Here is a 12,918-nt window from a genome sequence, read left to right on the forward strand (position 1 = left end):
AATGCAAGCATCAGTCATTGGTAATCTAACGCTCAAATATCATTCTAATTGTTGGTAATTTTATACTCAGGTACTTATTATGATTGTGTGAGGTGAGTAGCAGTTGAAGTTTGACGTTTCTCAGCCATTAGCTACATTCATTGGATGTAACCCTTGGCGGGGGGTTTAGGGTTAATGATCCTTGTTGATCAATTTCCTCGTAGTATTTATCGTGATACTGCCGATATGTTTGCGGGAGCAAATATTGCCCTAGAAATTGTCAATCAACCCCACGATTGGCAATCCGTGCTTTCACCTGTCCACCAGCTGTTTATTCCGGGATTGATTTTAACTTATATTGAAGTTTGCATTCTGCACCAAAAAGTCTTCTTGTACGCTTTGTCATAATGTCACCTGTTAACTTATGAGGTGAATGATATCACCTCTAACTAGGTGACAAAATTCACTATGCCACTATAAGACTTAAAATTAAGGATTGTAGGCATCCTTTTTGCGCTTTATTTCTGCTATTATACCAATGAAAAACACAAGTGCACTAAGCAAACAAAATAGGGTTTCCATTGCCCACATACTGTTAAATCCATTTGAAAAATCTTTAGGGTATTGTGCAGCGATATTATCCAATGTTGGATATAAGCCTAAACTCATGACACCAAGAAATACCGCATTCCACCCATTTATAAACGTGCGAAGTCGATTATTGCCAAAAAATGCGACAGCCAATAATGTACCGACCCAAAAAAACTTGCACATACCCACCCATTTTCCCATAATAATGGGTAATCGTTGTAATGCTCCTTCTCCTGCTAATGCTATCTTATAACCTTGAAATGTTCCCATTGCTGGGTGTTGCATATACATTTGTTCCGTTCGAATCATCCAATTAAAAGCATCCATTGCTTCAAATCCAATCATGACCCAAATCCAAACCAATACGATTTTCGTTAATACTTGATAATTCAAACTATACATGATGTTTACCCTATTTATACTTTGTTTGTATCGATGGCGTTGCGGATTATTTTTTCATTGATAATTGCTCCCAATTTGATCGGGGTGATATTCATTAAAAAGATCAGCACTCGATTTAACAAGCCTGGCACTATGACCATTTTATTACCCAACCCCGCAATGCCCATAGCGGCTACTTTTTCTGGCTTCATTGCAAGCATAGGGGTTTTACTCCAATTTATACCATTATTCAGAGTCATAGGGGTGTCGGTTAGCCCTGGAGAAAGTATTGAAACATCAACGCCTTTGCGCTTAAATTCGGCATACACTGATTTACCTAAATTCATGATATAGGCCTTACTACCTGCATAATTGGAAAAATACGGATTCGGCATGTGAGCAGCCGTACTGGCTAATAATAAAATCCCCCCTTTGCCTCTGTTTATCATTGCAGCGCTAAAGTGATGCAATAGCTCAAAGGTTGATATTACATTGAGGTGTATGAGTTTTTTTTCTGATTCTAAGTGGTTTTTTTCGAATGCTCCATTGATTTCCATACCTGCTGCTGGTATCAACAAATCAATTTCAAGAGGTGTTGCTTTGACTTTCTCAATGCCATCAGCGGTGGATAAATCAGCGGCAATGTAGTCGGTTTTATTGCCGTATTTCTGTTGTATTTGATTAGCATGTTTTTTCAAATCCGCTTCATTTCGTGCAACCAATAAAATATTTATCCCTTTATTGGCCAATTGGTTGGCAAGTTCTGCTCCAATTCCTGATGTTGCGCCCGTTATCAATGCCCATTTACCGTACTTTTGCTTAAAATTATTTTTCATTTTCTTATCCTCTTTCAAGTTTAAAAATCAATTGTACTATTTAGTACAATTGATTTTTAATGTACCAGTTAGTACATTAAGTGTCAAATCACTTACTTATATTGAAGATATCAATGGGAAAACAACGTCAATTCAATGAAAATAATGTATTAAATCAAATAACTGAATGCTTCTGGGAGCATGGCTATGGTGCGACCAAAGTCGATAAGCTAGCAGCGTTGACGGGGTTGACTAAAACCAGCTTATACAATGCGTTTGGCAATAAAGAAGCGATATTTTTGAAATCGTTGGATTATTATCTTTCCAATACCTATGGCGATATCATTGACCAGCTTGATACTAGAAAATCTATGACGGACAATTTAGATTTTTTATTGAAAAAAATTTTTTTAGAAATAGATATTAAGCAATTAAATAAAGGCTGCATGATGACAAACAGCATACTAGAGTTAGCATCGAATGAACTAATATTGTACGCAGAAACAACGCGCCGCTTTCAGTTGATTCAAAATACGATTTATGCTTTTTTTGATGAGTATGTGAGTAATGGCAGATTGGCAACAAGTATGAATACTCAAGAAATTAGTGAGGTTTTTTCTGTTTTTTTTCAGGGATTGCGAGTGAAATCAAGAGTTGAAAAATCCCCCGAAGCCTTATATCAGCCTATTAGTAGTTTTATTGAATTGATGAAGTCATTAGAAAAGAATAAGGATTAACCGCTTTCATTATTTATTCTCCTAATGAATTGTCGTCAGATGGCACTTTTAGATAAGGCCAACTCAGAGTGTCAAGCTATCTTATGACGATGTGCAAAGATGAAAAACCCACTTTGTTTAAAATAATTATTAAGTAATACTTAATAATTATCGTAACTCACTCGCTTCCAGTTTATAGATTGGCATAATCATGGTTTGTTTTTATTAGGGTGTTTAAAAACTAACATTAATGGTTTTTTAGAGCGTATTGCTCGTCAATAACGTGAGTGCTTTGGGTAAAACGACGACAAGATTAAGGGAATTGCAACCGCGGGCTTTTAGTGCTTGTTAGAATAGGACTTAGCGACAAGCATTTATCTTTCTTCTATCTGTGGATATCATTTAATTACTTTTTGTATATGCAGTACAAAGCAGTATGATCATTTGAGACTTTGCTTGGTCAGTTCGAGGTAAAGGTGAGTGTTATCTGAATATAAGCTGACCAAAACTAAAATAATACATTGATTATTAATATCTTTTTTATGTAAATTTTAACTCGATAACTTTAAAAGTTTAAAACTTTTGTTACTATAATGGCCGTTTTAATTAACAATAGTTGGATGGCAGTATGCGTTATGGATTAGTGGGGTTATTTTGTTTGGGCTTGATTGCGGGTTGTAATAGTAGTGATGGGGGAGTGAGCAACGATCAAGTCTCTGATGAAACGGCTGAGAATGATGGAGGCTCTGATGCTTCTAGCGGCAAAGACAGTGGTGGAGATACCAACTATAGCCAAATTAACTGCAGTGATGATTTGACAACGGTTTTGGCTTTGATTAATGAAAAACGTAAACAGGCTCAAATGTGTGGCAGTGAAAGCTATGGCCCAGTAGATGAATTAACTTGGAGTGCCTTATTAACGTCTGCAGCTCAAGAGCATTCCAATAATATGGCTAATTATAATTTTTTCAGCCATACGGGCCTTGATGGAAGCACAATTGCGACTAGAGTGACCGCTCAAGGCTACACTTGGTCTTATGTGGCAGAAAATATTGCTGCAGGTCAGACGACGGCACAGTCTGTCGTAGATGGATGGATGGGCAGTGTCGGACATTGTCAGAACATAATGAGTGCAAATGTGACGGAAATGGGCTTAGCCTGTAGTGCAAACAGTGATGCTAATTATCGCTATTATTGGACACAAGTATTTGCTAAATCTCGCTAATGGTAAAATGTTGAATTGTTTATTGGTGATTTTTAAGTCGAGAAATCATGGCTAAGCCTTAAGGCGAAGCATACAATCAAAGCAAGGTAGAAGCTATAGAGTTTCATCGCTATCAGTTGTAAAGAGAGAAATGCACTTATTGAAAATGAGCGTGGATCAATATTGGGAGTCGTGATCCACTTTGTTTTCGTTTCCCAATAAGATTGCTTATGGATATGCTTCTTTTAATTTGTTATAAGTGCGTTGATTTGGTTGTAACTGACTTGGACAGATTAGAGATGAGATCATGAAAATAAAAACGCTGATAATCTTGATGGTGACACATGTATTTGTGGGAGGTGTTGGATTTTTACTAGGGATTTATGCTCTGCCTATTCTGACGGCGCCTACAGCCCCTACAACCTCAGAGCTTGCTGTTATTTCCGCTAACGCGCAATACACTACTGAGTTTAAAAAATCCCTTAAAGGGAGTGATTTACTTCATTGGGGAGAAGGTAAGGTTTCCATTAGCCCATCATTTATTACATTAAAGGGGAAGCTTGCCCCAGGGCCCAACTATAAGCTTTATCTCTCACCCACATTTGTCGAAACTGAAGGCGACTTTAATCGCTTGAAGGCTACGATGATAAGTGTGGGGGATGTTCAGACCTTTAACAACTTTGTGGTGAAAGTGCCACCCAATATTGATCCTTCTCAATATAATACGATTGTTGTTTGGTGTGAGGCATTTGGTGAGTTTATTACCTCAGCAAAGTATCGTTAAAAGAAGAGGCTAAGGTATAAAGAGCAAAAACAAAAGTGATAACTCAACATGAATATTGAAGTGTATGATAACGCCATCGTGCCTGAATTGATGGCATTATTATTAAGTGCCGATCCCGATAAACAATCGATATTATCTTACTTGTCGGGAGCAACAATATTCGTTTGTAAGGATAACAGCTTATTTGTGGGGGTTGCTGTACTCGTTGAAATAGCGGGTATCGCTGAATTGAAGAATATTGCGGTATTAAAAGACTATCAAGGTAAAGGGATTGCCAAAATAATGATTGGTAAGGTCAAGCAACAGGCGAAAGCAATGGGTGCTACAACACTTGAGGTGGGAACAGGGAATTCGAGTTTGTCTCAGCTTGCACTTTACCAAAAGTGTGGCTTCAGAGTATACAGTATTGAATCGGACTTTTTTGCGACGTACCCTGAACCCATATTTGAAAATGGTATACGTTGTATTGATATGATAAGGCTACGGGCTGAACTTTAATACTTAAAGAAAATGATATCACTGACACAGAATAGTGAACGCCCTCGTTTTTCTATTTAGCACTAAATATGTACTATGTCGACTTTAGTCTTGTTGCATAAATTATTTTTAAAACAGTATATTAAGTATGCTGTTATTAATGGAATAAAAGTGTATTTGTACTTTGTAAAGTATGAAATTTTAGCGTGTTATCTAGAGATAATATATCATAGAGGTGTCAGTGTTTAAGTTAACCGTTAGTTTTTCTATTTTATTGTCTTTCGTTTGTATGTTATTGGCATACGCGGCTTTTACACCCGCGATTGGTGTTTCATTGATGATGCTGATTTTTGCTGGGGTGATTGGCTATAAAAGGTATTTACAATCCAGTCTTGTGCTTTTATTCATCAATACCTTTGCTGTAATAGGGAGCCCAGGGCTGAACAGTTCAAATATAGAGAGTCTGCTATTTTTATTTATATTATTTTCAATATCATTTGGCGGCGTGTTAATGGGGATCAGGAAGTAAAGCTTAAAAACTGCAAATAACCAATAGGCTGTGGTTTAACGTTTGAAGGCTGTTACTCTTTTACATATCCAAATGAAATGCAGATTTATTTCATTTCACTTGGATATAAACGTATTATGGCGATAGACATGACCAAATAGCACAAATTCAGTGTGCGACTAGACTCATTCTATTCTACACTGGCTGAATATATCGAGTTTTTCATTTTTTAAGTGAGTTTTCACATTGAACATAGCTAACAATGAGTGAAACAAATTGTCATGGGAAAATGCATCTTTTTTTGCACGATTCTGGAGACAAGAATAGTCTAATTGTGTTGCTTCAAGATACTGCTCAGGTAACCACATAAACCAAGGGATGTGTGTTTGTTCTTTAGGGGCAAAGGCATAAGGTGTTCCATGTAAATAAACCCCTTTTTCACCAAGGGACTCGCCATGATCGGATATATAAAGCATGGCCACGTTATAGTGCTCTGAATAATCACGTAATTGCGTGATGATTAATGAGAGTAAGTAGTCGGTGTACACTAATGTATTGTCATATACATTAACGATTTCTTCATCGGTGCAATGTTGAAGATCACTGCGTCTGCAAGCAGGGGAAAATGCTTCTTGTTCAGCAGGGTAACGCCGCCAATATGTTGGACCATGACTCCCTATGGTGTGCAGTACAATGAGTTGATTGCTCATTTCTCCCTCCGTTTGTACTTGTTGCTTCAGCTGCTGAGAGAGTCGTTGTACTAATATTTCATCGTAGCAGGTCGTTCCATCACAAAATGGACTGCGATTGTCGTTGGCTATCTCATGTTTAGTTACATTTCGCGCGATAGCTTTGTCACCGCCATCATTTTCATACCAAGTAATATCCACACCGGCATACCCCAAAATATCGAGGATATTATCTTGCGCATTCGCTTGTTCTCGACTGTATTGCTGTTGAGGTAAACTTGAAAACATACAAGGCAAAGAGTGTGCCGTTGCCGTGCCACATGACGTGACATGCTGCAGAGAAACAATACCGAGATTTCCTGTGTAGGGATTGGTATTTCTTGCATAGCCATTATGTGCCATATTTTGTGCTCGTGCAGTTTCGCCAGCCACTAGCACCAATAGACTAGCACCAATAGTGTCGGTTTTGCGTTCGTTGTGGGGAGGATCTTTGCGTCTATTCCTTGCGTTCGATAAAGTGGTGCCTTGGTGAAATAGCGCTTGTTAATGTATTTGATTGCATTGTAGACATGTGCAGGGTTAATCATCTTTTTTAGATAGGGGTTATTCCTGCCTATTGAGACGTAATCTTTATAAAAAAAGATGGCCGTGATGGCAAGGATCATCACACCGATACAGATCAGTATCACACGACGTAACAGACTCATATACCAAGGATGTGGGCTTAACATGTTGAGATGAAGTAACCAAAAGCAGGGTAAGACTCCAAATACAGTGACAAATACAATAGCGTGGGTATTCACATATGAAAAAGCCTCGCCAGTATGGGTCTCAACGATGTTCTCAATCATAGAATAATCAAAAAACACGTTATATTCTAATGTCGCATACAAGGTGGTTGCTGATGATATGATAAGCAAGATCATGATTGGCTTACAGGTGAATCGCCATAAAATAAGACTAAAAATAATGATGAAGCAGCCTGTGAGCATCAACGCTGAGGTAATAAAAAAGGCGGGTTGCCCAGCTAATTGGTATAGTGCTTTATTGACTGGAAAGTTAAGGACTGCGGCAAAGTAAATGGCAAGGAATAAAATAATGATTTCTGGACTGAGTCGATTAAACCGTGAAGATAGCGATAGGTATTCTTTCATGCTGTTGCGTACTGACATTATTACAAATACGTCCGTTTTTCATGTCTAAAGTGGCTATTAAATGGCTAAATAATCACTTTAGACGTTAAATATGTTGGGTTAATATGCCAGATCCACTGGTGTGAACCTGATATAACGGGCTGGATGTGTCTCTATTTTACCAATGAAGGGCAGCTTCTATGGCGCTATCTCTTCCTTGGGTGCGCAGCTCGGGATCATAAGCGGCGACCTTGAGATCGGGTTGGATGCCCATAATTTCATAGTTGTTACCTTCACTGTCTTGATAATATTCATTGCTTAAATTAAAAAACCAGTGATTGGGTAATAGTCTTGGCATAGTGTCGGATGTGGCACCACCGGTTTCTTCACCTACCATAGTGACTTGGGGTAAGTTATGCATGACCATCGCAAAGGTTTCGGCGGCGCTAAAGGTACTGGGTGAAATTAAGACTGAAACAGGATTAAGGTAGCGTGTTCCTTCATGTGGCTGAGCCTTCACCTGTTTTTGGAAGCTCAATTCACCTTGGTAAGATACACTAATATTCCAGGCAGTGATCTCTTGTGTAAGAAAGCGTCTTGCTAACTGTAACCCTTGCATATCATAGCCACCACCGTTATTTCTGATGTCTAAGATCAGTTCATCGGTATCGGTAAGTTGTATTAATATTTTTTCTATCAAGTGATCAAATTTACGATTATAAGGGGTAATATCTGTGCGCTCTATGCCCTGATGATCATCAAAGTTAATGAAATTTTCTAATACCAAATAACCAATACGTTTGCCTTTTTGTTCCATGATCCCCCAGTTGATATTGTGTTCTTCATTGGTTTGATTGATATTATCGCGAGTTAAAAATTCAGCTTTCGACTCGTCGGTTAAGTAATCACTGATATTGTTTACAATGCGATTTAATTGTTCCTGTACATATGGCGCTCTTTGTTCTTCTGTGAAGCCCAGTTCAATCGCATCTTGATAGAGTTGCTCTTCGAGAGAGGGTTTTGTTGAAAATGAAATATCATTATCATTGCCTTCAAAATCCAGTACCACTGCGGTATGGCCGTCTTTGAGTTGTGCCAGTATGTCACTAAATACAGCTTTTAACTCCTCCTCGCTGGTGCCAGCTAAGTTATCGTAATAAAGGCTGTAGATCTGTTCCCAGTTGATCTTTCGTTGCTTAAAAAAAGCATAATGGGTATTCATATCATGCCAGAAAGAAGAAAATACCTTTTGCGCATCAAACACATAATCTTCACCATCGGCGGCAGACGTTATCATACCTTCAGGGCACACTTGATGAATATCGTCGAGACGAACGTACTCTACGCCAGCAGAATCATAGGGACGCTGATACAGCAAACCTGTTTCGGTTAGCTCATGATTGGCTGAGATTAAGGCATCGGGATCGATGGTGATCGCCAGCATGCAGGCATGATTGCTCACTTGTAATGTCGTGACTGTTTCTGCTTCAATCTGCTTAATTTCGCCATAATCACGGGAATACCAGATCCCTTCTAATTCAGTATTCAAGGAGTCAGCGTCCATGCTGGTTTTGTTATTATGATCTGAATGACAAGCCGTTAAGCTTAACAAAAGGGCGGTGGATAATATGGCGTTAATCAAGCGCATGATATTTCCTATTATAGGTGTGCGATTATCAATTTGATACGCACACTATAATGGGAATGTTTGTCGGTTATTGTCGTGATGTGTCAGTGTATTGTCATCTTTGTATTGGAAAGCTAATCACAAAACTGGCACCGCCTAATTGACTCTGAATAACCGAAATACTCGCGCCATGACATCGAATAATTTCCTTGACGATGGCCAAACCTAAGCCAAATCCACCACTATCACGGTTTCTATCGCTATCAATACGGGAAAAGGGCTCAAAAATTCGCTGTCGCTCTGATCCGGCTATGCCGATACCATCGTCTTCAATAGATAAGCAAAGTCGTTGATCTTGTGTGTATACTTTGAGTTGAATCGTCGTTTGCGCAAAACGATCGGCGTTAAATACGAGGTTACTTAACGCACGTTTTAGTTGTTTGCTGTTGATAGCTTGCATGACTATGACGTCGGGTATGTCATTGGCAATGTTAAGTTTTACAGGCTGCTGACAATGCTTGGCGAGTTGCTCAGTGTGGACTGTTAGCCATTGTACTAAATTCGTTTGCAGCATATCGTCAAAATGATCCATTTGCTCCATTTTACTGACACTCAATAATTCACGAATGAGGGTATTCATTTCGTCTATATCTTCGTGCATTTGGGTTAGGTAATCACCGATTTTCTGCGTGTGGGGCTCGTCTTTAGCCAGATTGAGTTGCATTTGTAATCTAAATAATGGGGTTTTCAATTCATGGGAAACTGCTGTTATCATGTGTTTTTGGCTATTAAACATGCGTTCAAGTTTTTCAGCCATATCATTAAAACCTTGATTTATTTCCCCGACCGCCAGCCAACCTGTGGCTGCTCGAGCATTGAGTTTTCCTTGAGCGAGCTTTAAACTTGTTTTTTCTAAGTGATTTAAACGGTATTGCTGCCAAAGCATCACACCAAGTGTAAACAGGGCGATGAGCCCTAAAGGGGCAATGAACTGAATAAAAATGAGACTGAGATAGAGTTCTTCTTTGACTTGTAAGGCACTCAATTTTATTACTACTGTGTCAGATATACGGGCAAATACTGCCATTTTATCTCGATCATAAGGATGTTGAATGACCATCTTGCCTAGATCTATGGTTTGGCGTGCTTGCTCATTGAGCAGTAAAATATCGTCATTAGCAATATTGATAAGCAAGTTACTTTGATTAGAGATTTGCTGAAGTAATGATTGCCATTCATGATGAGTTAAATAAGGATAAGCTGCTTTCAAGGGGTAAATATAGGCTTGATAATCTCCTGTAATATCTTCTGCTAACGTATCAGAAAAAAGGATATTCATTAGCAGATCGGTTAATGGATAACTGATTGCAAAAAACAATAGAAAACTTAAGTATAAGAGTGAAAATCGCTTTAACATAGATAATTAGGCCCAAGCATGAGACACAAATAAATATCCCTTGCCTCGCACTGTGATAATGCGCTTATGGTGGCCAGTATTATCATGCACTTTTTTACGGATATTCATGATCTTATTATCGATAGCGCGATCTAAACCATCAAAGGCACGGCCAAGTAGGTGTTGATAAAGGTCATCGCGGGAGACGATATCATCAGCTTGGTTAGCTAACATCCAAAGCACATCAAATTCTGAATCTGTTAGTGTTAGGCTTTGCTGAGCGAGGTAAGCACATCTTAGTGTTGGGTTGAGTGTTAGCTGACCATGCTGAATGTTGTTTTTCTTTCGCCGCTTGCTCCCATCTCTAGCAGGCTGACATGATCCATTTCTTCATCACTGGCTGTTAATACTAAAATAATACCCTCATAGCGGTTTTGTAGCCCTCGACAAACGGAAAACCCATCCATTATAGGTAACATGAGATCAAGTAAAATAAAATCGGGCTGTGAAGCTAATGCGTAAGCGAGTCCGGTATCGCCTGTATGTTTGACTGTGACATTAAAATGGTATTTTTCAAAAAAAACGGTCAATAAATTTGCCAGTTTTTTATCATCTTCAATTATGAGTAAACTCTTCAAAGGATTATTATCCACTTTTTTGAACTAAAAAATTAATATTATTCATTAAATTATTAAATCATCCAAGTAAAACCAAGCAAAATTGTCAATATTCAAGGATTTTTGAAAAGGCGGACATGAAAGTGCTTAATTCAGCATCAGTATCGGGATTAACACACTAAATTAGCGGATTGTTATTTGATTCCGCAATATAAATAGCTACCTACATTCTATTTTTTGGAAATGATTTTGAGAGTATTTAGTCAAGCAATAGCCCATCTACCCGCACATAAGCTTTATCGGCACTTTATCGGCAGTTTGGTTTTTATGTTTGTGCACCTTTTGGTGATTATCCGTTGGATCCCAATAGCCTGTATATGTCAAAAGGGCTGACATAGCAGCGTAGTGGCTATTTGTTAGATTATCAATATTTCAGCACTTACTCATATCACTACTCATATCGCTATCTAGATTTTACTTGGTTTTCTTCTATTGCTATTGGATGTCGAATTTTTTCAATAAATGCTGTCTCGCTAAGTTTATATTACTGCTCTATAACCAATATTAAAGAAGGAAGCGTACCATGAGTCAAAGGATAAATTATTTTACGGCTGCGCCAAAAGCGATGGAAGTATTATTGGCGCAGGAGGAATATCTGGGTCAACAGTTTAAAGATAAAGTGGCGCTTTGGGAATTGGTTAAGTTGAGAGTTTCTCAAATTAATCAATGTGCTTACTGCATTGATATGCATAGTAAAGATGCACTGAGCCAAGGAGAAACTATTGAGCGAATTTATGGTTTAAGTGCTTGGCAGGATATGCCATTTTATTCTGAAATGGAGAAAAGTGCGTTAGGCTGGGTAGAGCTGATTATTTCAGACGTGCCAGTGAGCGATATACAATATCAAGATACGTTGAATATTTTAGGGGAACAAGGCTTGGTGGATTTAACCGTTGCCGTGAATGCCATTAACAGCTGGAATCGGATTGCTAAAGCGTTTAAACCGAATGTGGGTCACTATACGCCCAGTTAGCGCAATTAACATCCCGTTAAAGGAGTTTTATTTATGAGAACTGCGCTTGATTTTACCTTATTTCAGCCTCAAAAACGCTTTGTGAATGATGTGCAAGCCCTATGGTCAGCGTCTGTTGTCTCGCGAAGTGAACAGCCTGTGGAGCGATGGCTCAACAGTGATGCCTGTAGCGGCATGTTGTTTATTTTGGGGAGTGATATTGACTTAGATGATACTTCATTTTCCAAAGGGGTGCTGTTATTGCCTGTGAGTAAAAAGGCGCAGTTGATACGTATGCCACCTAGGACTCAGTTAGTGGGAGTACGCTTTCACCCAGGTATTAGCTTTAGTTTTTTTGGCACGCTTTATCGGCAGCCAAAGTATGTACCGCTGAATATTGGTGAGCATTTTAGTGCTGATCTCAATGGACTTTATTGTGGACTTGGAAAACGGCAGGGACATTATGCGAAGATTACCGCACTTTATCGCTGGTTATTGCACACCATTGAATCTGTCAATGGTATTCCTTTGTCATTAATGACAGCGCTAAATGCTTTGAGTCAAAATATTGCGGTGGGATCGCTTCGCGAATATGTTTCTCTGAGTCAACGTCAAACAGAACGTCAATTTAAGACTTGGATGAATATGACACCGAAGTATTATCAACGCATTTTACGAGTTAAAAGTGCGATGAAAGTGTTAAAGGAGAGATCTGAACTATCACTGGTGGCGATAGCAACCAATCAAGGTTTTACCGATCAAGCCCATATGAATCGAGAGTTTAAACACATTGCTAATATCACGCCAAGGGAATACCGAATACGGCTACAGCTAATGGAAAGAGGCTAATAAGCGGCGTTATTTCTTTAAAAAAGAGTGTCATGATGAAAGCCTGTTTTAATTTTATGGGCTAACGTATTGCTGCTCACTCACTATCAGGATGCTGCACTTATTTTGAGATCTTAAGTGAGCATATTTTATTTCGCTTA

At 38.7% G+C, this 12,918-nt stretch carries 15 protein-coding genes and 1 pseudogene; 8 read left to right on the plus strand and 8 right to left on the minus strand.

Going from position 1 to position 12,918, the window contains the following annotated elements:
- Positions 1 to 153: 153 nt before the first annotated feature.
- Positions 154 to 303 (plus strand): annotated as a pseudogene (locus Q0976_RS22285) (DUF924 family protein); the annotation flags it as partial.
- A 165-nt stretch (positions 304 to 468) separates the two neighbouring features.
- Here Q0976_RS22285 and Q0976_RS22290 read toward each other — a convergent pair.
- The gene (locus Q0976_RS22290) at positions 469 to 972 is read right to left on the minus strand and encodes a hypothetical protein (RefSeq protein WP_299496686.1); all 504 of its coding nucleotides are present in this window, start codon (positions 970 to 972) and stop codon (positions 469 to 471) included.
- Between the two features lie 14 nt (positions 973 to 986).
- Positions 987 to 1,787 (minus strand): SDR family NAD(P)-dependent oxidoreductase, encoded by an 801-nt coding sequence (locus Q0976_RS22295; RefSeq protein ID WP_299496688.1) that lies wholly within the window; start codon positions 1,785 to 1,787, stop codon positions 987 to 989.
- Between the two features lie 113 nt (positions 1,788 to 1,900).
- Here Q0976_RS22295 and Q0976_RS22300 point away from each other — a divergent pair, with 113 nt between their 5' ends.
- The 5 genes from Q0976_RS22300 (at position 1,901) to Q0976_RS22320 (ending at position 5,476) form a co-directional block, all read left to right on the plus strand.
- Entirely contained in the window at positions 1,901 to 2,503 is a 603-nt protein-coding gene (locus Q0976_RS22300) for a TetR/AcrR family transcriptional regulator (RefSeq protein ID WP_299496690.1), read from the plus strand.
- A gap of 607 nt (positions 2,504 to 3,110) precedes the next feature.
- Entirely contained in the window at positions 3,111 to 3,707 is a 597-nt protein-coding gene (locus Q0976_RS22305; protein WP_299496691.1) for a CAP domain-containing protein, read from the plus strand.
- A 286-nt stretch (positions 3,708 to 3,993) separates the two neighbouring features.
- A complete protein-coding gene (locus Q0976_RS22310; protein WP_299496693.1) occupies positions 3,994 to 4,470 on the plus strand; it encodes a DM13 domain-containing protein in 477 nt (158 codons plus the stop codon).
- Between the two features lie 48 nt (positions 4,471 to 4,518).
- Positions 4,519 to 4,968 carry a GNAT family N-acetyltransferase gene (locus Q0976_RS22315; protein WP_299496695.1) on the plus strand — a complete coding sequence of 150 codons (450 nt, stop codon included), beginning with the start codon at positions 4,519 to 4,521 and terminating at the stop codon, positions 4,966 to 4,968.
- 220 nt (positions 4,969 to 5,188) lie between these two features.
- Complete coding sequence (locus Q0976_RS22320) at positions 5,189 to 5,476, plus strand: DUF6419 family natural product biosynthesis protein (protein WP_299496697.1); 288 nt, start codon at positions 5,189 to 5,191, stop codon at positions 5,474 to 5,476.
- Between the two features lie 164 nt (positions 5,477 to 5,640).
- Here the strand turns inward: Q0976_RS22320 and Q0976_RS22325 are convergent, their stop codons facing one another.
- From Q0976_RS22325 to Q0976_RS22350, 6 genes are all read right to left on the minus strand, one after another.
- Positions 5,641 to 6,576, minus strand: coding sequence for a sulfatase-like hydrolase/transferase (locus Q0976_RS22325; RefSeq protein ID WP_299496699.1), 936 nt, complete (start codon positions 6,574 to 6,576; stop codon positions 5,641 to 5,643).
- The gene (locus Q0976_RS22330; protein WP_299496701.1) at positions 6,576 to 7,316 is read right to left on the minus strand and encodes a DUF1705 domain-containing protein; all 741 of its coding nucleotides are present in this window, start codon (positions 7,314 to 7,316) and stop codon (positions 6,576 to 6,578) included. Before Q0976_RS22330 ends, Q0976_RS22325 begins: the two co-directional genes overlap by 1 nt.
- Before the next feature lie 139 nt (positions 7,317 to 7,455).
- Positions 7,456 to 8,925, minus strand: coding sequence for a S41 family peptidase (locus tag Q0976_RS22335; RefSeq protein WP_299496703.1), 1,470 nt, complete (start codon positions 8,923 to 8,925; stop codon positions 7,456 to 7,458).
- Positions 8,926 to 9,019: 94 nt separating this feature from the next.
- A complete protein-coding gene (locus tag Q0976_RS22340) occupies positions 9,020 to 10,321 on the minus strand; it encodes an ATP-binding protein (protein WP_299496705.1) in 1,302 nt (433 codons plus the stop codon).
- 6 nt (positions 10,322 to 10,327) lie between these two features.
- Positions 10,328 to 10,633 carry a winged helix-turn-helix domain-containing protein gene (locus Q0976_RS22345; RefSeq protein WP_299496750.1) on the minus strand — a complete coding sequence of 102 codons (306 nt, stop codon included), beginning with the start codon at positions 10,631 to 10,633 and terminating at the stop codon, positions 10,328 to 10,330.
- Entirely contained in the window at positions 10,615 to 10,938 is a 324-nt protein-coding gene (locus Q0976_RS22350; protein WP_299496707.1) for a response regulator, read from the minus strand. The genes Q0976_RS22345 and Q0976_RS22350 overlap by 19 nt, the downstream gene beginning before the upstream one ends.
- A gap of 562 nt (positions 10,939 to 11,500) precedes the next feature.
- Between Q0976_RS22350 and Q0976_RS22355 the strand changes: the two genes are divergently transcribed.
- On the plus strand, positions 11,501 to 11,950 hold the full coding sequence (locus Q0976_RS22355; protein ID WP_299496709.1) for a carboxymuconolactone decarboxylase family protein: 450 nt from the start codon (positions 11,501 to 11,503) through the stop codon (positions 11,948 to 11,950).
- 33 nt (positions 11,951 to 11,983) lie between these two features.
- Complete coding sequence (locus Q0976_RS22360; protein WP_299496711.1) at positions 11,984 to 12,778, plus strand: helix-turn-helix domain-containing protein; 795 nt, start codon at positions 11,984 to 11,986, stop codon at positions 12,776 to 12,778.
- Positions 12,779 to 12,918 lie beyond the last annotated feature (140 nt).

Origin of the sequence: uncultured Shewanella sp. (genome assembly GCF_947501665.1) — a bacterium.
Taxonomy (GTDB): Bacteria; Pseudomonadota; Gammaproteobacteria; order Enterobacterales; family Shewanellaceae; genus Shewanella.